This window comes from Acidimicrobiales bacterium, assembly GCA_035512495.1.
GTDB lineage: Bacteria > Actinomycetota > Acidimicrobiia > Acidimicrobiales > CADCSY01 > DATKDW01.
In genome coordinates this window covers 26,199-45,984 of the sequence record DATKDW010000034.1, presented here as the reverse complement: position 1 = coordinate 45,984, position 19,786 = coordinate 26,199, and the positions used below count along the sequence as shown (strand labels likewise).

The 19,786-nt window shown below is 71.4% G+C and carries 21 protein-coding genes; 17 read left to right on the top strand and 4 right to left on the bottom strand.

What is annotated here, in order from left to right:
• Positions 1-140 precede the first annotated feature (140 nt).
• The 12 genes from VMN58_04230 (at position 141) to VMN58_04175 (ending at position 11,379) form a co-directional block, all read left to right on the top strand.
• The gene (locus VMN58_04230; protein ID HUF32400.1) at positions 141-833 is read left to right on the top strand and encodes an SOS response-associated peptidase; all 693 of its coding nucleotides are present in this window, start codon (positions 141-143) and stop codon (positions 831-833) included.
• Between the two features lie 9 nt (positions 834-842).
• On the top strand, positions 843-1,511 hold the full coding sequence (locus VMN58_04225) for a CDP-alcohol phosphatidyltransferase family protein (protein HUF32399.1): 669 nt from the start codon (positions 843-845) through the stop codon (positions 1,509-1,511).
• Positions 1,508-3,994 carry a mannose-1-phosphate guanyltransferase gene (locus tag VMN58_04220; protein ID HUF32398.1) on the top strand — a complete coding sequence of 829 codons (2,487 nt, stop codon included), beginning with the start codon at positions 1,508-1,510 and terminating at the stop codon, positions 3,992-3,994. The genes VMN58_04225 and VMN58_04220 overlap by 4 nt, the downstream gene beginning before the upstream one ends.
• Before the next feature lie 70 nt (positions 3,995-4,064).
• Positions 4,065-4,445: a glycine cleavage system protein GcvH gene (gene gcvH / locus VMN58_04215; protein ID HUF32397.1), complete on the top strand. Its 381-nt coding sequence runs from the start codon at positions 4,065-4,067 to the stop codon at positions 4,443-4,445.
• Between the two features lie 27 nt (positions 4,446-4,472).
• Positions 4,473-4,973: an FHA domain-containing protein gene (locus VMN58_04210; GenBank protein ID HUF32396.1), complete on the top strand. Its 501-nt coding sequence runs from the start codon at positions 4,473-4,475 to the stop codon at positions 4,971-4,973.
• On the top strand, positions 4,970-5,800 hold the full coding sequence (locus VMN58_04205) for a MerR family transcriptional regulator (protein HUF32395.1): 831 nt from the start codon (positions 4,970-4,972) through the stop codon (positions 5,798-5,800). Before VMN58_04210 ends, VMN58_04205 begins: the two co-directional genes overlap by 4 nt.
• 61 nt (positions 5,801-5,861) lie before the next feature.
• The gene (locus VMN58_04200; protein ID HUF32394.1) at positions 5,862-6,341 is read left to right on the top strand and encodes a bifunctional nuclease family protein; all 480 of its coding nucleotides are present in this window, start codon (positions 5,862-5,864) and stop codon (positions 6,339-6,341) included.
• Positions 6,342-6,469: 128 nt separating this feature from the next.
• Positions 6,470-6,946: a MerR family transcriptional regulator gene (locus VMN58_04195; GenBank protein HUF32393.1), complete on the top strand. Its 477-nt coding sequence runs from the start codon at positions 6,470-6,472 to the stop codon at positions 6,944-6,946.
• Positions 6,947-6,981: 35 nt separating this feature from the next.
• The gene (gene gcvT, locus VMN58_04190) at positions 6,982-8,046 is read left to right on the top strand and encodes a glycine cleavage system aminomethyltransferase GcvT (GenBank protein ID HUF32392.1); all 1,065 of its coding nucleotides are present in this window, start codon (positions 6,982-6,984) and stop codon (positions 8,044-8,046) included.
• On the top strand, positions 8,046-9,398 hold the full coding sequence (gene gcvPA, locus VMN58_04185; GenBank protein ID HUF32391.1) for an aminomethyl-transferring glycine dehydrogenase subunit GcvPA: 1,353 nt from the start codon (positions 8,046-8,048) through the stop codon (positions 9,396-9,398). The genes gcvT and gcvPA overlap by 1 nt, the downstream gene beginning before the upstream one ends.
• A complete protein-coding gene (gcvPB, locus tag VMN58_04180) occupies positions 9,398-10,909 on the top strand; it encodes an aminomethyl-transferring glycine dehydrogenase subunit GcvPB (GenBank protein HUF32390.1) in 1,512 nt (503 codons plus the stop codon). Before gcvPA ends, gcvPB begins: the two co-directional genes overlap by 1 nt.
• On the top strand, positions 10,906-11,379 hold the full coding sequence (locus tag VMN58_04175; GenBank protein ID HUF32389.1) for a DUF4282 domain-containing protein: 474 nt from the start codon (positions 10,906-10,908) through the stop codon (positions 11,377-11,379). Before gcvPB ends, VMN58_04175 begins: the two co-directional genes overlap by 4 nt.
• Positions 11,380-11,399: 20 nt before the next feature.
• Here VMN58_04175 and VMN58_04170 read toward each other — a convergent pair whose 3' ends face one another.
• On the bottom strand, positions 11,400-12,191 hold the full coding sequence (locus VMN58_04170) for a class II aldolase/adducin family protein (protein ID HUF32388.1): 792 nt from the start codon (positions 12,189-12,191) through the stop codon (positions 11,400-11,402).
• 76 nt (positions 12,192-12,267) lie between these two features.
• Here VMN58_04170 and VMN58_04165 point away from each other — a divergent pair, with 76 nt between their 5' ends.
• From VMN58_04165 to VMN58_04155, 3 genes are all read left to right on the top strand, one after another.
• A complete protein-coding gene (locus tag VMN58_04165; GenBank protein ID HUF32387.1) occupies positions 12,268-13,392 on the top strand; it encodes a hypothetical protein in 1,125 nt (374 codons plus the stop codon).
• 128 nt (positions 13,393-13,520) lie between these two features.
• On the top strand, positions 13,521-14,297 hold the full coding sequence (locus VMN58_04160; GenBank protein ID HUF32386.1) for a hypothetical protein: 777 nt from the start codon (positions 13,521-13,523) through the stop codon (positions 14,295-14,297).
• Between the two features lie 10 nt (positions 14,298-14,307).
• The gene (locus VMN58_04155; protein ID HUF32385.1) at positions 14,308-15,390 is read left to right on the top strand and encodes an endonuclease/exonuclease/phosphatase family protein; all 1,083 of its coding nucleotides are present in this window, start codon (positions 14,308-14,310) and stop codon (positions 15,388-15,390) included.
• On the opposite strand, the gene VMN58_04150 is transcribed toward VMN58_04155, so the two are convergent.
• Entirely contained in the window at positions 15,368-16,231 is an 864-nt protein-coding gene (locus VMN58_04150; GenBank protein HUF32384.1) for a TauD/TfdA family dioxygenase, read from the bottom strand. The genes VMN58_04155 and VMN58_04150 overlap by 23 nt on opposite strands.
• Positions 16,232-16,394: 163 nt before the next feature.
• On the opposite strand from VMN58_04150, the gene VMN58_04145 reads away from it, so the two are divergent.
• Complete coding sequence (locus VMN58_04145) at positions 16,395-17,051, top strand: hypothetical protein (GenBank protein HUF32383.1); 657 nt, start codon at positions 16,395-16,397, stop codon at positions 17,049-17,051.
• Between the two features lie 59 nt (positions 17,052-17,110).
• Here the strand turns inward: VMN58_04145 and VMN58_04140 are convergent, their stop codons facing one another.
• Positions 17,111-18,754, bottom strand: a complete 1,644-nt coding sequence (locus VMN58_04140; protein HUF32382.1) for a DUF885 domain-containing protein — start codon at positions 18,752-18,754, stop codon at positions 17,111-17,113.
• A gap of 151 nt (positions 18,755-18,905) precedes the next feature.
• On the opposite strand from VMN58_04140, the gene VMN58_04135 reads away from it, so the two are divergent.
• The gene (locus tag VMN58_04135; GenBank protein HUF32381.1) at positions 18,906-19,352 is read left to right on the top strand and encodes a prepilin-type N-terminal cleavage/methylation domain-containing protein; all 447 of its coding nucleotides are present in this window, start codon (positions 18,906-18,908) and stop codon (positions 19,350-19,352) included.
• Between the two features lie 32 nt (positions 19,353-19,384).
• Here VMN58_04135 and VMN58_04130 read toward each other — a convergent pair whose 3' ends face one another.
• Positions 19,385-19,630 (bottom strand): hypothetical protein, encoded by a 246-nt coding sequence (locus tag VMN58_04130; protein HUF32380.1) that lies wholly within the window; start codon positions 19,628-19,630, stop codon positions 19,385-19,387.
• Positions 19,631-19,786: the final 156 nt, after the last annotated feature.

Here is a 19,786-nt window from a genome sequence, read left to right as displayed (position 1 = left end):
GAGCGGGTAGGGCACCCAGTGACGTCAACGGCCCCCGTCCATCGTCCGGCGGCGGATCCGGGCGTGGACGGGGACCGCGGCCGAGCGTAGGGCCGCCGCCGCAGCGGTGCGTGGACCCGCCCGCCGGTAGCGTCGCGACCGTGTGCGGCCGCTTCACCTCGACGACGCCGATCGACGACATCGTCGGGCACTTCGGCGTCGAGGAGGTGCGGGCCGACGACCTCGGCCCCCGCTACAACGTGGCGCCGACCGACCCCGTCTACGCCGTGGTGGAGGTCGACGACCGGCGGCGGCTCGGCGTCATGCGGTGGGGCCTGGTGCCGTCGTGGGCCGACGACCCGAGGATCGGGAGTCGCATGATCAACGCCCGGGCCGAGACCCTCGACACCAAGCCGGCCTTTCGCCGGCTCCTTGCCCGCAGGCGCTGCCTCGTACCGGCCGATGGGTTCTACGAGTGGCGCCCGGCCGTTGGCGGCGGGCGCAAGCAGCCGGTCCACGTCCGGCCACGGGGCGGGGGGCTCCTCGCCCTCGCCGGGCTCTGGGATGTCTGGCGTGGTGAGGGCGGAACGGACCGGTTGGTCAGCTGCACGATCATCACCACCGAGGCGAGTCCCGAGCTCGCCGAGCTGCACGACCGCATGCCGGTGGTGCTCGAGCAGGGGGCCTGGGACGCCTGGCTCGACCCGAGCCACGACGAGCCGGGCGCGCTCGGGGGACTGCTGCGGCCGAGTGGAGGCTTCGAGCAGGTGGAGGTCACCACGGCGGTGAACGACGTGCGCAACGACGGTCCGGAGCTGCTCGCACCCGCGGGGGCCCAGGGCACCGAGTCCTAGACTCCGACCATGGCGACACCCACTGGTGGACCGACCGAGCCCCTCGAGCCGGCCGCCCCGACCGTCGTCGCGGTGGCGGAGGGCGAGAGCCGGATCCTCACGGTCCCCAACGCCATCTCCGTGGTCCGGTTGCTGTGCATCCCGCTGTTCCTCCTCCTCCTGTTCGGTCGTGAGGAGCGCGTCCAGGCGGCGCTGCTGCTCGCCGCGCTCGGCGCCACCGACTGGGTCGACGGCTTCATCGCCCGCCGATGGGACCAGGTCTCCGAGCTCGGCAAGCTCCTCGACCCCATCGCCGACCGCATGCTGCTCGTCGTCGCGGTGGTGGCGATCCTCATCGACGGCTCGGTCCCGGTCGTGGTGGCGGTCCTGACCATCGCCCGTGAGTCGGTGGTCTTCGCCATCGCCAGCGTGCTCGCCCTGGCCCGGGCAAAGCCGATCCCGGTGAGCTGGTGGGGGAAGGCCGGCACCTTCGGCCTGATGTTCGCCTACCCGCTGTTCCTCGCCGGGGCATCGGAGGCAACGTGGGCGGGGGCGGCCACGGTGCTGGCGTGGGTGTGCGTGGTGCCGGGGCTCGTGCTCGGCTACCTCGCGGCCGCGCTCTACCTCCGTCCCGCGCGTGACGCGTGGCGGATCGCCCGCGTGGGCGACGACGCCCGCGGGGTAGGTTCGTCGGCATGAAGGCCGTGATCATGGCGGGCGGCGAGGGCACCCGTCTCCGACCCCTCACCTCGAACCAACCCAAGCCGATGATCCCCCTTGCGAACCGGCCGATGATGGAGCACATCGTCACGCTGCTCCAGCGGTACGACTTCGACGACATCGTCGTCACCGTCGCCTTCATGGCGAACAACATCAGCAACTACTTCGGCGACGGCTCCGAGTTCGGCGTGCGGATGGTCTATGCCACCGAGGAGTCACCCCTGGGCACGGCGGGCTCGGTCCGCAACGCCATGGACGAGCTCGACGAGCGCTTCCTGGTGATCTCCGGCGATGTGCTCACCGACATCGACCTGAGCCGCGTCGTCGAGTCCCACGAGGCCACCGGGGCGCTGGCCACCATCGGTCTCACCGCCGTCGAGAACCCCCTCGAGTTCGGGATCGTCATCACCAACGAGGACGGCTCCATCGAGCGGTTCCTCGAGAAGCCGACGTGGGGGCAGGTCTTCAGCGACACCGTCAACAACGGCATCTTCGTCCTCGAGCCGCGCATCTTCGACTACATCCCCGCCGACCGACCGGTCGACTTCTCCGGCGAGGTCTTCCCCGAGCTGCTCGCCAAGGGGGAGCCGATCTTCGGCCATGTGTCGGAGGGCTACTGGGAGGATGTGGGGACCCTGGAGGCCTACACCTCGGCCCACCGGGACGTGCTCGACGGCAAGGTCGACCTCGACATCGAGGGCTTCCGTCTCGACGGCGGGGTGTGGCTGGGGGAGGGGGCCGAGGTCCACCCAGACGCCCGGATCGAGGGGCCGGTCGTGATCGGGAGCCACACCCGCGTGGAGGCCGGTGCCCGCCTCGGCGAGTACAGCGTCCTCGGATCGAACGTCATGGTCCGCCACGACGCCGAGGTCGAGCGCAGCGTCATCCACGACGGCTCCTACCTCGGCAACGGCGTGCGGGTGCGCGGCGCGGTGATCGGGCGGTCCTGCGACCTCCGACCCGGCGCCCGGTGCGAGGAGGGCGTCGTGGTCGGCGACGAGTGCTTCGTCGGAGAGCGGGCGGTGCTCAGCTCGGCGGTGAAGGTCTACCCGTTCAAGACGGTCGAGGCTGGGGCGGTCGTGAACTCGTCGCTCATCTGGGAGAGCCGAGGGTCGCGGAGCCTCTTCGGGCGCGACGGGGTGTCGGGCCTCGCCAACGTCGACATCACGCCGGAGCTGGCCACCAGGGTGGCGATGGCCTACGCCACCACCCTCAAGAAGGGCGCCACCGTCACCACTTCCCGCGACTCGAGCCGCTCGGCGCGGATGCTCAAGCGAGCGGTGATGGCCGGGCTCAACGCCGCCGGCGTGTCGGTCGACGACCTTGAGGTGGCGCCGGTGCCGGCAACCCGGTTCCATGTCCGCTCCCAGCGCTCGCAAGGTGGGATCAGCGTCCGCCTCGTGGCCGGCGACGCCCAGTCGGTCGTGCTCCGCTTCCTCGACGAGTGGGGCACCGACCTCGACGAGAACGCCACCCGCAAGGTGGAGCGCCTCTTCGCCCGGGAGGACTTCCGGCGGGTCTTCCCCGGCGACATCGGCGACATCGGGTTCCCGCCCCGGACGATCGAGTACTACACCGCCGCGCTGACCAGCGTGGTCGACACCTCCGCCGTCCGGGCCAAGCGGTTCAAGGTCGTCATCGACTACTCGTACGGCACCACCGCGTTCGTGATGCCCAACGTCCTGGCCAAGCTTGGCGCCGAGGTGCTGGCGGTGAACCCCTACGCGTCCACGGCATCGGCGGCCAGCTTCGACCGGGACGCCCGGGCCGGCGAGGTCGCCGAGCTGGTCCGCTCGTCGGGCGCCCACATGGGCGTCATCATCGACGCCGGCGGTGAGCACCTCACGATCGTCGACGACGAAGGCCAGGTCCTGACCGACAGCGAGGCCCTCCTCACCTTCGTCCAGCTCGTCGGCCGGACCACGCCCGAAGGGTGCCGCGTGGCAGTGCCCGTCACCGCCACGTCGGCGGTGGAGCCGCTGGCAGCGGCAGTCAACGCCGAGGTCCTGCGGACAAAGCTGTCCACGTCCGCGCTCACCCATGCGGCCCTGGCGGACGGCGTGGCCTTCGCCGGGAGCCTCGATGGTGGGTTCGTCTTCCCCGAGTTCCTCCCGGCCTACGACGCCATGTTCTCGTTCGCCAAGCTGCTGGAGCTGTTGGCCCGCACCGGCTCCCGCCTCTCCGAGGTGGTCGCCGACCTGCCGCGCACCCACGTGATCCACGAGACGGTGTCGACTCCATGGGCGCAGAAGGGCGCGGTGATGCGAGGGCTGGTGGAGTCCGCGGAGGGCGAGGTCGAGCTCATCGACGGGATCAAGACGATCAGGGATGGGGGGTGGGTGCTCGCCCTGCCCGACCCGGAAGAGCCCGTCACCCACGTCTGGGCCGAGGCGGGGAGCAACGCCGCCGCCCGCCAGATGATCGAGGAGTGCGCCCGGCGCATCCGCATGCTGATCCGGTAGCGGTCGGCGCGCGGGCCCTCAGGCTCGACCCGAGGTCGAGCGTCACACCGACGCGGTAACGTCGTCGCCGATGGAGATCCCTGACGACCTGCGCTACTCGACCGATCACGAGTGGGTCCGCCTCGAGGGCGGCTCTGCCCGCATCGGCATCACCGACTACGCCCAAGACGCCCTCGGCGACGTCGTGTTCGTCCAGCTTCCCGACGTCGGCGCCAGCGTCACTGCTGGTGCCGCGGTCGGGGAGGTCGAATCCACCAAGTCGGTCTCCGACATCTACGCCCCGGTGGCCGGCACGGTCAGCGCCGTGAACGTCGACCTGGCCGATGCACCACAGCGCCTCAACGAGGACCCCTACGGTGAAGGCTGGATCTGCGTGATCGACTTGGCCGATGCCGCTGTCGTCGACGACCTGCTCGACGCTGCCGCCTACCGGACCCTGCTCGAAGGCTGATGCCCGGTCCCGCCGGCGAGGAGAACGATGCCTGAGGTCTTCTGCAACCAGTGCGGACACGCCAACCCGCAACACGCCAACTTCTGTTCGTCATGCGGACAGACCATGGCGAGCCGTGGCGAGGACCACACCCAATCGCAGTCGGTGCCCATCAGCGACGACCCCGGCAACGACCACGACGTCGCCGTTGCCCTCGACGAGCTCGAGAGCGGGCAGGGCCTCTTGGTGGTCCGGCGGGGTCCTGGGTCGGGGTCCCGCTTCGCGCTCGACCGCGACGTCGTCTCGGTGGGCCGCCACCCCCAGAGCGACATCTTCCTCGACGACGTGACCGTCTCGCGCCGCCACGCCGAGGTCGTGCGGGTCCCGGAGGGCTACGAGGTGCGCGATGTGGGCTCGCTCAACGGGACGTACCTCAACCGTGAGCGCATCGAGTCTGCGCCCATGTCCAACGGCGACGAGCTGCAGGTCGGGCGGTTCAAGCTGGTGTTCCTCGCCGCCGGCGACCCGCCTCCTTCGGACGAGGCGTGAGCGCCACCGAGAGCGGCGACGGGCCGGACGGCGCCGACCGCAGCTTCCTCTCGATCGGTGAGGTCCTCGACCTGCTCAAGGGCGAGTACCCCGACGTCACCATCTCCAAGATCCGCTTCCTCGAGAGCCAGGGCCTCATCGACCCCGAGCGGACGCCGTCGGGCTACCGGAAGTTCCACCAGCCCGACGTCGATCGCCTGCGCTGGATCCTCCGCCAGCAGCGCGACAACTTCCTGCCTCTGAAGGTGATCAAGGAGAAGCTCGAGACCAACGGTGACGGCGAGCCCGAGCCGGGCGGGCCGGCCACCGATGGCGACCAGCCGGGGTCGGATCGCGGCGTCGAGCCGCCGGCCGTGCCCAACCCGGCAACGTCCTCCGTAGGCGCGGCGACCGGGGCCTCGGCGTCGACGGGCCGGGGCGGGCCGCTCGAGCAGGACCTGACGTCCACGTCGCTCACCCGCGACGAGCTCCTCCACGCCAGCGGGCTCACCGAGGGCCACCTCGCCGAGCTCGAGCGCTACGACATGGTCGCCGGTCGGGCAGTCGCCGGCCAGGTGTACTTCGACGGCGACGCCCTCGTCGTCGCCCGGCTCGCGGGGTCCTTCGCCAAGCACGGGGTCGAGGCTCGGCACCTGCGGATGTTCAAGACCGCCACCGAGCGCGAGGCCGGCTTCTACGAGCAGCTCGTGGTCCCGCTCATGAAGCAGCGCAACCCGGTCGCCCGCAGCCAGGCCCGCCAGACCCTCGTCGAGCTGGCGCGCCTCGGTGAGTCGATGCGCGGGGCCATGCTCCGCCAGGCGCTCCGGGAGCACACCGAGGGCCACTGAGGGCGCGGTTGGGCGCCGTGTCGAGATCGGGGTGGGGCGGTAGGGTCGGTCCGTGGCGCAGATGGAGCTCCTCGGGGTCCGCCTCGAGCTGCCGGCGAACAACCCGGTGGTGCTGTTGCGGGAGCAGGGCGGGGACCGTCGCGTCCTCCCGATCTACATCGGGCCGGAGGAGGCCAAGGCCATCGCCCTGGCGCTCGAAGGGGTGACCCCGCCCCGGCCCATGACCCACGACCTTCTCCGCGACGTGATCGAGGCGCTCGGTGCCACCGTGGTGAGCGTCACCGTGACCGAGCTGCGCGACAGCACCTTCTACGCCGAGCTCGAGCTGCACCTCGCCGGTGCGGTGTACCGGGTGTCGAGCCGCCCGTCGGACGCGATCGCCTTGGCCGTGCGCGTCGACGCCGCCATCTTCGCCAGCGAGGAGGTGCTCGACGACGCCGCCGGCCCGGTGGCGAGCGACGAGCCCGAGGAGCAGGACCAGATCATCGACGAGTTCCGCGAGTTCATCGACCAGATCAGCCCCGAGGACTTCGAGAGCTGAGCGCCCCGCGCGACCGTTGAGGTGCGCGACCGTTGACGCGCGCGACCGTCGGCCGTATCATGACAAGGCTGTAACTACGGCGGTGTGGTCCGACAGCGACCAGGCCCGGGCAACGTGAGGGGATCCGGATGAGCGACGAGGGGTACCGCGGCCCGCAGGTCTGCGCCATCGTGGGGATCACGTACCGCCAGCTCGACTACTGGACCCGCACCGACCTCATCCGCCCGTCGGTGGCTGACGCCAAGGGGAGCGGGACCCAGCGCCGCTACTCGTACCGGGACCTCCTCGAGCTGAAGGTCATCAAGAGCCTCCTCGACGCCGGGGTGTCGCTGCAGTCGGCCCGCAAGGCGATCGACTACCTCCGGACGCACCTGGGAGAGGACGTGGCAACCGCCAACCTGGTGATCAACGGCTCGGGCTCCATCCTCGCCCGCAGCGGTGAGGAGATCGTCGACCTCGTCCGCAAGGGCCAGGGCGTGCTCAACATCGTCCCCCTCGCCGGGGTCAAGGAGGAGGTCGACGCCGCCATCCACGAGCTCCACCCCGAGGCGCCGGCCGGCGAGGACGGCTCGGCCGAGGGCCCGGACGCAGCCGCCGCCCGCTAACGGGTCCCCCCATCGCCGCCGGTAAGGTCGGGGGCGTGACGCTGGCCTCTCCCCTCGACGCCGTCCACCGCGGCCTGGGGGCCAAGATGGTTCCCTTCGGCGGGTGGGAGATGCCCCTGTCGTACCCCTCAGGGACCCTGGCCGAGCACCGGGCGTGCCGCGACGACGCCGCGGTCTTCGATGTGAGCCACCTCGGCACCGTGCGCTGCACGGGGCCCGGCGCCTTCGCCGCCCTGCAGGCCACCCTCTCGAACGACCTGACCAAGATCGGTCCCGGGCGTGCGCAGTACACCCATCTCCTCGACCCCGCCGACGCCTCGGTCGTCGACGACATCATCGTGTGGTGGGTCGACGAGGAGCGCTTCGACGTGGTGCCCAACGCCTCGAACACCGAGCGCGTGGTGGCAGCGCTCGGGGGGGTCGACGTCACGTCGGAGCGCGCCGTGCTCGCCGTACAGGGCCCCGGTGCCCGTCGACGGCTGGCCGGGATGTGGGAGGAGGCCGCCGGCGTCGGTCGCTTCCGGGTGGCCGAGGTCGCGTGGCGCGACGTCGGCTGCGTGGTGGCCGGCACGGGCTACACGGGGGAGGACGGCGTCGAGGTGGCGGTCCCTGCCGAGGCTGCCGGCGAGCTCTGGGCAGCCCTGGTCGATGCCGGCATCACACCGGCGGGCCTGGGCGCGCGCGACACACTGCGCCTCGAGGCCGGGTTGCCGCTCCACGGCCACGAGCTCGGCCCCGGGATCACGCCCCTGCAGGCTGGCCTCGGGTGGGTGGTCGGTTGGGACAAGGGAGACTTCCCAGGACGGGCACCGCTTGCGGCAGAGCGGGAGCGCGGTCCGGCCCGGATCCTGCGCGGCATCGAGCTCGACGGCCGGCGCCCACCCCGGGAAGGCCAGCACGTCATGGCCGGCGGCGCCATCGTGGGCGTGGTCACGAGCGGGAACTTCTCACCCGTGCTCGAGCGTGGGATCGCGCTGGCCTTCGTCCGTCCCGAGCTCGAGCTGGGCGCTGGGGTCCACGTCGACCTACGGGGCACCGCGGCCCCCGGTCGCATCGTGGCGCCTCCCTTCGTCCGCCGCCGCCAACCCAGCGAGGCCTGATGGCGCACTACGTCCCCCACACCGACGACGAGATCGCCACGATGCTGGCCTCGATGGGCCTGACATCGCTCGACGACCTCTTCGAGACCATCCCCGAGGCGCTGAGGCTGGTGGCCGACGAGGGGCCCGACGGCCGGGAGCGTCACCTCCGGATCGCCGACGGACGATCGGAGTTCGAGGTGGTCGACGAGCTCGGCCGGCTCGCCCGTCGCAATGCCGGGGGACTCGTCTGCTTCGCTGGGGCCGGGGCCTACGACCACGAGTCGCCCGCCGCTGTCCGCCGCCTTGCGTTCCGCTCCGAGTACGTCACGGCCTACACGCCCTACCAGCCCGAGGTGGCCCAGGGCGTCCTGCAGGCGCTCTTCGAGTACCAGACGATGATCGCCCGCCTCACCGGCCTCGCCGTGGCCAACGCCTCCCTCTACGACGGCGCCACCGCCTGTGTGGAGGCGGCCAACCTGGCGGTGGCGGTCACCGGTCGCCCGACCGTCTGGGTGAGCCGGGGCGTCCACCCCAGGTGGCGCGAGACGATGCGGACCTTTGCGGCCGGGACCGGTCACCGCGTGGTCGAGGTCGACCTGGCTGACGGCCGCACGGCGTGGCCGGACGGCGCCGACGGCGAGACGCCCGGCGCCGTGATGGTGGCCACCCCCAACCACCTCGGGTGCATCGAGGACCTCTCCGCCGCCCGCACCGTCGCCGACGAGCACGATGCCCTCCTCGTCGTGGTCGCCGACCCGGTCAGCGCCGGCCTGCTGCAGACCCCGGGCTCGCTCGGCGCCGACGTGGTGGTGGGGGAGGGGCAGCCGCTCGGCACCCCGCTCTCGTTCGGCGGCCCGTACCTCGGGCTGTTCACCTGCCGCCTCGACCTCGTACGGCGTCTTCCCGGCAGGCTCGTCGGCGAGACCGTCGATGTCGATGGCCGGCGGGCCTACGTCACGACGCTGCGCACGCGCGAGCAGGACATCCGGCGGGAGAAGGCGTCCTCCAACGTCTGCACCAACCAGACCCTGATCGCGGTCGTCTGCGCCATCCAGCTCGCCTGGCTCGGTCCTGCGGGTCTCCGGGAGCTGGCGCTGCGGTGCGCCCGCGCCACCCGCTACACCCGCGAGGCGCTGTGCGCCATCGACGGCGTCGAGCCGCTCGTCGACGCGCCGACCCTGCGAGAGTTCGCCGTACGCCTGCCCGTGGACCCGACCACCGTGGTCGACCGCCTGGCCGAAGAGGGCTTCCTCGCCGGGGTCCCTCTCGGCGACGAGTACGGGACCGGGCTCCTGGTGGCGGCCACCGAGCGCCGCACCCGGAGCGAGATCGACGCCTACGCCGCCGCCTTCGAGAAGGTGGTTCGCTGATGGCGGCGCCGGGCGGTCGGGCCACCAGCATCCCGCTGATGGGCCGCGACAACGAGGCGACGATCTTCGAGCTCTCGGTCACCGGCAGGGCGGCGTGGTCGTTCCGCGACCAGGACCTGCCGGAGTGGGAGGCCGCCGACCTGATCCCCGCCGAGCACCTCGCGCCTGAGCCCCCCCTCCTGCCTGAGGTCTCCGAGCGCGACCTGGTCGGCCACTTCACCCGCCTGTCACACCGGCAGTACTCGGTCGACCTCGGCGCCTACCCGCTCGGGTCGTGCACCATGAAGTACAACCCGAAGCTCTGCGACGACGTCGCCGAGCTCGTGGGGCTCACGTCCACCCACCCCGCGGCACCGGACCACCTCGTCCAGGGGTGGTTGGAGCTCTACCACTCGCTGGCGGCATCGCTCTGCGAGATCACGGGCATGCACGACGCCACCCTGCAGCCCCCGGCAGGAGCGTCCGGCGAGCTCACCGGCCTCCTGCTGATGCGGGCGTGGCACGCCGATCAGGGCCGCCAGCGCACCAAGGTGATCATCCCCGACTCGGCCCACGGCACCAACCCGGCATCGGTCACCCTCGGTGGCTACGAGACCGTGACCGTGCCGAGCGACGACCGGGGCTGCGTCGACGTGGCCGCCCTCCGTGCCGTGCTCGACGAGGACGTCGCCGGGATCATGCTCACCAACCCGAACACCCTCGGGCTCTTCGAGGAGGACATCGTCGAGATCGCCGCGGCCGTGCACGAGGTCGGTGGGCTCCTCTACTACGACGGCGCCAACCTCAACGCCATCCTCGGCGTGACCCGCCCGGGCGACATGGGGTTCGACATCGTGCACATGAACCTGCACAAGACCTTTGCCGTCCCCCACGGGGGCGGCGGGCCCGGCGCCGGCCCCGTGGCCGTCTCGGCCCGGCTGGCCCCGTACCTCCCTGGCCCGATCGCCGTCCAGGTGGAAGACGGCTCGTACGCCTGGGCGACACCGGAGCGTTCCATCGGGCGGGTGCACGGCTGGTACGGCAACGCCCTTGCCCTGGCCCGGGCGTACGCCTACCTCCTGGTGAACGGCGGCGACGGGCTCCGTCGGGTGGCCGAGGGAGCGGTGCTCAACGCCAACTGGATCCGTCATCGCCTGCGGGGGGCCTACGACATCCCCTTCGACCGGCCCTGCATGCACGAGTGCGTCGTCTCGGCGTCGAACCTCAAGAAGCGCGCGGGTGTGAAGGCGCTCGACGTGGCCAAGCGCCTCCTCGAGGAAGGCTTCCACTCGCCGACGGTGTACTTCCCCCTGATCGTCGACGAAGCCCTGATGATCGAGCCGACCGAGACCGAGTCACCCCAGACCCTCGCCGCTCTCGGCGACGCCCTGGTCGCCATCGCCGAGGGAGCCTCCGAGGACGATCGGGCCGCGCCCCGCACCGCGCCGGTCCGACGGGTCGACGAGGCCCGCGCCGCGCGGACCCTCGTCCCAACCTTCGACGCGCGGCCCGCGACCGAGGAGGAGCCATGAGCGACGTCCCGCCCCAGGAGCCACCCACCGGCGGCTACCCATCTCCCGGACCACAGGGGCCCCCGCCGGCCCAGGGCCAGCCGCCTGCCGCCACGCCGCCTCCGGGCTGGGGCCCGCCGCCGCCTCCCGACTACGGGGTCCCCGGCTACGCGACCTCGAACGCGGGGGACGCCGGGTTCTTCGGCTCGCTCTTCGACATGAGCTTCTCGAGCTTCGTGACCACCAAGCTGGTGAAGATCATCTACGTCCTGGCCATGGTCGTGATCGGCCTCATGGCACTCGCGCAGGTGATCGTCGCCGTGGCCTCAGGCGAATCGGGTGCCATCGTCGCCTCGCTGCTCTTCGTCCCGCTCTTCGCACTGCTGGCCCTGATCTGGACCCGGGTGGGCCTCGAGCTGGTGATCGTCGTGTTCCGCATCGGCGAGGACGCGAGGCGGACGGCCGACTCCCTCGCGCGGCGCTCCGGGTAGCGGGCCGGCCGTCCCCCGGTTCACTCGAGCAGGTCGGGCTGCTCCCTGACGATGCGTTCGTAGAGCGGCTGGAAGCTGAACCAACCGGCGATCTGGGAACCGACCTGGCCGGCGGTGATGGTCGCCTGCTCCTCGTCGATGAGCACGGGGGTCCCGGCCGCCTCGGCGAGGAGCTGCGCCTGGCAGGACCGCTCCATGGTGATGAACCACCAGACCGCCTCGTCGACCGACTGGCCCACCGTGAGCAGTCCGTGGTTACGGAGGATGACGGCCTTGTTGTCGCCGAGAGCGTGGGCGATCCGCTTTCCCTCCTCCACGTCGAGCACCACGCCGGTGTAGTCGTCGAAGAGGCTGTGGTCGCCGTAGAAGGCGCACACGTCCTGGGTGATCGGGTCGAGGAGTCGGCCGAGGGACGACCACGTCTTGCCGTACACGGAGTGGGAGTGCGCCGCGGCCACGGCCTCGGGCCGGGCGGCGTGGACCTGGGAGTGGATGGCGAAGGCCGCGGTGTTGACCGGACGGTCGCCCTGGACGACCTCTCCGTGGTGATTGACGAGGATCAGGTCCGACGCCCGGATGTGGCCGAAGTGCATGCCGAAGGGGTTGACCCAGAAGCAGTCGTCGTGCTCGGGGTCGCGGGCGGTGATGTGGCCGGCGACGCCTTCGTCGAACCCGAACCGGGAGAACAGCCGGAAGCCGGCGGCGAGGCGCTCCTTGCGATGCTGGCGCTCCTCCTCGACCGTCTCGAAGCTCGGTGGACGGTTCATCTTCAGCTCAGCCACGGGTTCCTCCGGCGCTCGACGTGGCGCCAAGCCTACCGTCGAAGGATGCGGTGGGCTCGTCTGCTCGGGGGCGCACCGCCCGCTCGGGGCGCGCCATCATGGCCCGGTGCTGACTCCCTCCGACGACCTGCCGATCCACCAGACACCGGCGCCGATCGCCACGCCGGCCACGGGTGATCCCAACGCCTACGACCGCTACTTCTTCGGCGGCCTCCACACCGACGGCGAGCGGTCGTTCGCGGCCGCCATGGGCCACTACCCCAACCGCGGGGTCGTCGACGCCGCCTTCAGCGTCGTGGCCGATGGGGTGCAGCGCTCGGTCTTCGCCTCCGGGACGATGAGCGCCGACCGCCGCACCGAGGTCGGACCGATCCGGGTGGAGGTCATCGAGCCCCTCAGGACCATCCGTCTCGTCGTGGGCCCGAACGACCACGGGATCGAAGCTGACCTCCTCTACCGGGCTCGCACCGGTGCGGTGGAGGAGCCGCGCACCATCCGCCACGCCGGCAGCCGGCTGGTCATGGACTACACCCGGCTCACCCAGTGGGGTCGGTGGGAGGGAGAGGTGGTCGTCGACGGCGAGCGGACCGTCGTGGATGCCGACACCACGGTCGGCACGAGGGACCGCTCGTGGGGGATCCGCCCCGTGGGTGAGGCCACTCCGACCAACCTGGCGCCCTCGGCGCCCCAGCTGTTCTGGCTCTGGGGCCCGGTGCACTTCGACGACCGCTGCAGCCACCTGGCGGTCTTCGAGGAGGCCGACGGCCAACGTTGGCTCGAGTCGGCCGTGGTCGTCCCGGTGCTGTCGAGCGGAGACGCACCCACGTGGGGGGTCGACCTCGGCATCGAGCGCATGGTCGGCCTCGACCATCGCCTCCAGTGGCGGCCCGGCACCCGTGAGATCGCGTCGGCTGAGATCACGATGCGACGCCGGGACGGGACCACGGTCGACCTCCGCTTCGAGCCCCTCTCCACCTTCCGGATGCGGGGCCTCGGCTACATGCACCCCCACTGGGGTCACGGTCGTGCCCATGGCGAGCTCGAGGTGGGGGGCGAGTCCCTCGTCCTGGCCGATCTCGACCCGGTCGACCTCCACAACATCCACGTGCAGACCGCCTGCCGGGTCACGATGGAGGGCCGCACCGGGATCGGGCTCCTGGAGCAGCTGGTGATCGGGGAGCACACCCCGAGCGGCCTGCACGGGATCCTCGACGGCCACCAGCCCGGGTGAGGGTCGCGCTCGATGGCCGGGTCATCTGGTTTGTTTCCCCAATTTTGATGAGGCTGAGCCGTTGTGACATGCCTACCGTCACCGCATTCGCGGCGGGCGTCGTCGCGCGACCGGACACGGAGTGACAGATGAACGTGCGCAGGGGAATGTGGGCGGCGGCGGCAGCGGTGACGCTCCTTGGCCTGGTGGGGTGCGGTGACGACGACGGTGAGACGACCGGGGCGAGCGACACCACCGTTGCCGGGGACGAGCACCAGGAGTACTGCGACGCCTCGGCTGCGCTCGACGAAGCGGACGGGCCGCCGACGGCAGATCAGGTGAACGACCTGGTGGAGATCGCCCCGGACGACATCCTCGACGACGTCGAGCTCGCCGCCGAGCGCTACTCAGAGCTCGGCATGGACGCCTTCGCCGACGGAGAGTTCAACCAGGCCATCGAGCGGGTGGAGGAGTGGGAGGCTGAGAACTGCGAGGGGCGCGAGGAGGACGAAGAGGAGGAAGCCGAGCCCCAGGAGCCCGAGGAGGGCGCCGCCCGAGTCGAGCTGACCGCCACCGAGTACGCCTTCGAGCTGTCCGGTCCGGTCGCGTCCGGTCGCACCGCGCTGGTGTTGACCAACGACGGCGAGGAGGACCACCACATCGACATCGTGCGCTTCAAGGAGGGCACGACCAAGGAGGAGGCCGAGGCCGCGGCCGAGGAGGGCCCATCTGCCCTCTTTGGCCTGATCGAAGAGGACACTGACTTCGGTGGACCCACCACGAGCACCGATGCCGGGCCGGGCGAGCAGGCTGTGCTCAACCTGGACCTCGAGCCTGGTCTGTACGGGATCGCTTGCTTCGTCAGCGCAGCCGACGGCCAGCCCCACTTCTTCAAGGGCATGTTCACCATCGTCGAGGTGTCGTAGGACCTGAGGGATGACCGAGCCGGCAGCGGTGGTGCACGACGAGGTCGTGTCACCGCTGCCGGACGTCCCTGCGGCCGAGCGAGACCGGCTTGCTCGGGCCTTCGGCGACGCCGCAGTGCACGCCCACGCCCTCCAGCACCTCGGCGCGTTGCGGGCCGTCGAGGTGCGCGGCGCCGAAGCCCCGGCGACGGCGGTGGAGCGGTTGCGGGTGGTCGCATGGAACGTGGAGCGGGGCCGGCACCCCGAGGCTGTCGCTGAGGTCATCGCCGGCACCGGTGCCCAGGTGGCGCTGCTCACCGAGCTCGACGTGGGGATGGCCCGCAGTGGGCAACGTCACACCCCTTCGGTCATCGCCGACGCCCTGGGCCACGGCTACGCCTTCGGCGTCGAGTTCGTCGAGCTCGGTCTCGGGGGCCGCGACGAGCGCGAGGAGCTGGCCGGTCAGCGCAACGAACGGGGCCTCCACGGTGCCGCGGTGCTCTCGGCGCTGGAGCTGCGGCGCCCCATCCTCGTGCGCTTCGACACTGGAGGGGCCTGGTTCACCGAGGCGTGGCGAGCCGAGCCGCGGGTGGGTGGGCGCATGGCGGTGGTGGCGACGGTGCCGTGGGGGACGGAGGAGCTGGTGGTGGTGTCGGTGCACCTCGAGAGCCACGGCGACCCCGACGGGCGAGCCGCCCAGATGGCGAGCCTGCTGACGGCCGTCGATGGCTATGCAGGCGATCGTCCGGTGGTGGTGGGCGGCGACCTCAACACGTTCTCGGCGGCGGCGCTGGAGATGTACAGCTCGGCCCTGCGTCGTGGGTTGGCAGTCGAGGCTCCTGACCGCTTCGTCGATCCCGTGTCCCACGAGCCCCTGTTCGGGGTCGCCGCCCGCCACGGCTATCGCTGGCAGGACGCCAACGTCCGGGCCACCACGCAGCGCACGGGGCCGTCGGGATCGCCGAAGCCGCCCCTCATGCACCTGGACTGGATCCTCGTGCGAGGGGTGGAGGTCGAGGCTCCTGCCATCGTGCCGGCGGTCGGGCCCGCCGGCACCGTGTTGTCCGACCACGACGCCGTGGCGGTGACGATCAGATCGGGCGGTCGCCCTTGACGGTGATGCGGCGCATGTGGCGTCGGTGGCCCTTGTAGTCGTGCAGCGCGTAGTGCTGGACGCTGCGGTTGTCCCACATGGCGAGGGAGCCGGGCTCCCAGCGGAAGCGGCAGGTGAAGGCCTCCCGGGTGGCATGGGTGAAGAGGAAGCGGAGCAGCGCCGCCGACTCCTCGTCCCGCATCCCCTTGATCCCGATCGTGAAGGCCCGGTTCACGTAGAGCGCCTTGCGTCCGGACTCCGGGTGGGTCCGGACCACCGGGTGCTCGACCACGCCATCGACGCCCTCGGCCTCCTTGGTGCGCATCGATCGGGACTGCGTCGAGTACCCGCCGGCGCGGTACTGCTGCCCGGCGGAGTGGAGGCCGACCAGGCCGTCGAGGATGTTCTTCATGGCGTCGGAGAGGGCCTCGTAGGCGGCGTGCTGGTCGGCGAAGAGCGTGTCGCCCCCCGCGGGCGGGACCTCCACGGCGTAGAGGATGGAGCCGAGGTCGGGCTCCTCCAGGAAGGTGACGTCGGTGTGCCAGCCACCTCCGAAGTTGGCTCGGTCGTCGGCTTCGGTGATGACCTCGATGACCTCGGGGTGGGCGTCCATGCCCTCCACGAAGGGGTGGGTGTCGAGCTCGCCGAAGTGGCGGCCGAAGGCGACTTGCTGGGTGGGGGAGAGGGACTGGTCGCGGAGGAACAGGACGTGGTGGTCGATCAGCGCCTTGCGCAGCTCGGCCACGACGGCCTCGTCGAGCGGCCCCGACGCGTCGACCCCCGTCACCTCGGCACCGAGGGTGCCGGTGGTGGGAGAGACGCCGATGCACTGGTAGGCCGATGTGGTCTGCACCGCGGTCATGGGGCCCACGCTAGCGTCGGGCTGGCAGGTCTCTCCTGCCCCGGACCGCCAGACGTGAGAGGCTACGAGCCGAGGCGAGGGACCCGTGACCGCCCGTTCGCGGGTAGGGGACCACAGGACGCGAGCCATGGAGGGGAGACCAGTGGAGCGAAGGTGGGGTGTGGTGGCACTTCTCGTGGCAGCAGTGCTGCTGACAGGCGTGGTCGCGGTCTACATCGTCAACCAGGACGACGAGGTCGAGGAGGTGGCGCCTCCACCTCCTCCTCCTCCCGACGAGCCGGGCTACTGGCTGGTGGACGCACAGGGCGGTGTCTTCGCCTCAGGGGCGGCGCAGTCCGCCGGCGATCGCGCCGGCGAGCCGCTTGCGGCGCCGATCGTCGACATCGCCGCCACCCCTGACGGTGACGGCTACTGGCTCGCGGCCGCCGACGGCGGCGTGTTCGCCTATGGCAACGCGACGGCGTTCCCGCCGCCCGCGCCGCTGCCGTTGGGTGCGCCGGTGGTCGCCGTGGTCGCCACCCCGACCGGTGACGGCTACTGGTTGGCGAGCGCCGACGGGGGGGTGTTCGCCGTCGGCGACGCGCAGTTCTTCGGCGGGCGGGCCGGCGAGCCCCTCGCCGGCCCGGTGGTCGACATCGCCGTCACCCCCGACGGTGACGGCTACTGGCTCGCGGCCGCCGACGGCGGCGTGTTCGCCTACGGCGACGCAGACGCCTTCCCGCCGGCCGTGCAACCGGGCGAGTCGGCGTCACCCATCGTCGCCATGGTCGCCGCTGCGATCCCGGCGCAGGTCGATGCTCCGGTCCACGACGGCACGTGACGACTCACCGCTCCGACGTCGCGGCCACGGTGGTCCCCTCCACTCGTTGAGGTGTCGACTCAGAGCCGGCCGAGCTCGCTGGCCAGCTGGTCGAGGCCCATGCCGCCGAGGTCGAGGGCAGCGCGGTGGAACTCCTTCAGGTCGAAGGCGGCACCGAGGCGCTGACGGGCGGCCTCCCGGCTGTCGAGCCACACGCGCTCGCCGACCTTGTAGGAGATGGCCTGGCCGGGCATGCCGAGGTACCGGTCGACCTCCGAGGCCATGAAGTCGCTGGGGAACCGCGAGCGCTCGATCACGAACGGCAGGGCGAGCTCGGGGGTCCACGTCTCTCCGGGGTGGTAGGGCTCGTCGTCGGGGATGGGGAGCTCGAGGTGCATGCCGATGTCGACGATCACCCGCACGGAGCGCATGGCCTGGCAGGTGAGCTGGCCGAGCTCGAAGACCGGGTCGTCGAGGAACCCGAGCTCCTGCATCAGGCGCTCGGCGTAGAGCGCCCAGCCCTCGGCGTGGCCCGACGTCCCGCTGGCCAGGCGCTGGAAGCGGGTGAGGGTGTCGGCGAGGTAGCGCACCTGGGCGATCTGCAGGTGGTGACCGGGGACGCCCTCGTGGTAGCAGATCGACACCTCCCGCCACAGCGGGAAGCGGGTCTTGCCAAGCGTCGGGTACCAGGTGCGTCCGGGACGGCTGAAGTCCTCGCTCGGGCCCGTGTAGTACATCGCCGCCGCGCCGCCCGGCGGCGCGATCATCGCCTCGCAGCGGCGAAGCGGCTCGGCGATCTCGAAGTGGACGCCGTCCATCGCCGCGATCGTCGAGTCGATCAGGTCCTGGTTCCAGCGCTGGAACTCCTCGACACCGTCGATGGCGTAGGACGGGTCGGCCTCGACGTGGGCGATCACCTCCTCGAGGGTGGCTCCGGGAAGGATCCGCCCCGCCACTTCGAGCATGCGGTCCTCGACTCGCCGGAGCTCGGCCCAGCCCCAGGCGTAGGTCTCGTCGAGGTCGAGGTCGGTCCCGTTCATGGCCCGCGCCCACGCCTGGTAGCGGTCGCGCCCGACCGGGTCGTGCGGGGTGGCACGCGGCGCGTACGACTCGCGGAGCCACTGCCCGAGGCGCCGGTACGCGTCGGCGGCCGCGGCGGCCTCGGCTGCGAGGGACTCCGAGGGGCTCCTCCGGCCAAGCGTCACCCAGAACCCGTCGTCGCCGTGGCCCCAGGCGTCGCACTGCAGGGCGCATGCGAGGGCCTGTCGGCGGGCGACGACGTGGTCGCGGTCGAGGCCGTCCTGGAGCAGCTCCTGGATCCCGGCGAGGGCTGCGGGCACCGCCGCCATCCGGGTCCGGCCCACCTCCCAGTCGGCCGCGGTCTCGAACCTCATCAGGTCGAAGGTGGATCGGACCTGAGCCAGGGGGCTGAACAGCACTCGTAGCGGGCGTGCCAGCTCGCCGGTCTCGTACTGGTCGAGCGCCGACCCCAACCGCTCGGCCATGACCTCCACGGCGACGCGGTCGAGGTCGTCGCCCTGGTCGACCTCGTCGAGCTCGGCGAGGGTGCGCCGCTGCAGATCGGCCCGCGCCGCGAGGCCCGCGGGGCTGAAGTCGGTCAGCTTGTCCTCGTGGCCGGGGACACCCCAGCTCGTGGCCGACAGGGGGTCGAGCGCTGCCATCGCCGTGATGTAGCGCTCCGAGATCTGGTCCACCGTGTCCACGCGCTGACCGTACTGCACCACGGTGTGCATGCGGCTGCGAGCCGTTCAGGAGGTATGCGTGGCTGGGAACCGTCAACAACGTGCCCTCGACGCCGATGGGACACGCATCGGATCGAACGACCGCAACCGTGCGCACCCCGCGCAACGCCCCATGGCGCGGCACGCGTCGCCGCTGCGCGCCCAAGAAGGGTTCTCGCTGGTGGAGGTGGCGGTGGTCCTCACGATCATCGGGATCATCCTCGCGATCGCCATCCCCACCTTCCTCAGTGCCTCCGGGAGGGCGGCCCAGCGTGCCGTCGAGGTCGACCTCCGCACGGCACTGACCTCGGCACTGGTCCTGGCCCAGGAGTCCTCCAGCTTCACCGTCGGAGACCGCCCGATCGAGGCTGCCGACCTGGCCGAGATGGAGCCCGCCCTGGCCTTCGGCGATGTCGCCACCACCGAGGTCATCGGCGTCGCCACCGACGACGACGATTTGACGCTGCGACTCGACAAGCTGAACGCGGCGGGGGAGCGGGTGACCCTCGTGGCCGTGATCGGGCGAGGCGTCCGGCTGTGCGTCGGCGACGACACCTGTGAGGCCGACGAGGTCGTGTGAGGCCCACGATACGCTACTTTACGTAACGAGGATTATCGGCGGGACGACTGGAACCGGCGATCGATGAGGGGCCGAGCGGCGTCGAGGAGCCAGTCCAGGGCCCGGCGGACCTCGTCGGGGTCGTCGCCCGCCATGGCGAGGTCGCGCTCGACGTCCTCGACAGCGCACTCGAGCACGTACAGACGGTCATGCAGGTCGTCGAGCTCGGCGCGGGCGACGACGAGCTCTGACTCGCTCAGGCCCAGCTCGGCCGAGCGCCGCCGGGCGGCGTAGTCCATCTGCCGGCACGAGGGCCTGCAGTACCGCCTCGGCCGACCCGGTCCGGGCGTCCGGGTGAAGCCCCGGCCACACCACCCGCATCGGTCGTCGCGCTCCTCGCCCATGCCCCTGCCACCCCCCGTCATAACGTCAACTTGACGAAATGGTAGCGCTCC

Excerpts from the sequence above, each read along its gene's own strand:
- VMN58_04225 (HUF32399.1), top strand. The coding sequence starts at position 843 with ATGGCGACACCCACTGGTGGACCGACCGAGCCCCTCGAGCCGGCCGCC.
- gcvH (HUF32397.1), top strand. The coding sequence starts at position 4,065 with ATGGAGATCCCTGACGACCTGCGCTACTCGACCGATCACGAGTGGGTC.
- VMN58_04150 (HUF32384.1), bottom strand. The coding sequence starts at position 16,231 with ATGACCGCGGTGCAGACCACATCGGCCTACCAGTGCATCGGCGTCTCT.
- VMN58_04195 (HUF32393.1), top strand. The coding sequence starts at position 6,470 with ATGAGCGACGAGGGGTACCGCGGCCCGCAGGTCTGCGCCATCGTGGGG.
- gcvPA (HUF32391.1), top strand. The coding sequence starts at position 8,046 with ATGGCGCACTACGTCCCCCACACCGACGACGAGATCGCCACGATGCTG.
- VMN58_04200 (HUF32394.1), top strand. The coding sequence starts at position 5,862 with ATGGAGCTCCTCGGGGTCCGCCTCGAGCTGCCGGCGAACAACCCGGTG.
- VMN58_04155 (HUF32385.1), top strand. The coding sequence starts at position 14,308 with ATGACCGAGCCGGCAGCGGTGGTGCACGACGAGGTCGTGTCACCGCTG.
- VMN58_04220 (HUF32398.1), top strand. The coding sequence starts at position 1,508 with ATGAAGGCCGTGATCATGGCGGGCGGCGAGGGCACCCGTCTCCGACCC.
- VMN58_04160 (HUF32386.1), top strand. The coding sequence starts at position 13,521 with ATGAACGTGCGCAGGGGAATGTGGGCGGCGGCGGCAGCGGTGACGCTC.
- VMN58_04130 (HUF32380.1), bottom strand. The coding sequence starts at position 19,630 with ATGGACTACGCCGCCCGGCGGCGCTCGGCCGAGCTGGGCCTGAGCGAG.
- VMN58_04210 (HUF32396.1), top strand. The coding sequence starts at position 4,473 with ATGCCTGAGGTCTTCTGCAACCAGTGCGGACACGCCAACCCGCAACAC.
- gcvPB (HUF32390.1), top strand. The coding sequence starts at position 9,398 with ATGGCGGCGCCGGGCGGTCGGGCCACCAGCATCCCGCTGATGGGCCGC.
- VMN58_04175 (HUF32389.1), top strand. The coding sequence starts at position 10,906 with ATGAGCGACGTCCCGCCCCAGGAGCCACCCACCGGCGGCTACCCATCT.
- VMN58_04135 (HUF32381.1), top strand. The coding sequence starts at position 18,906 with ATGGCGCGGCACGCGTCGCCGCTGCGCGCCCAAGAAGGGTTCTCGCTG.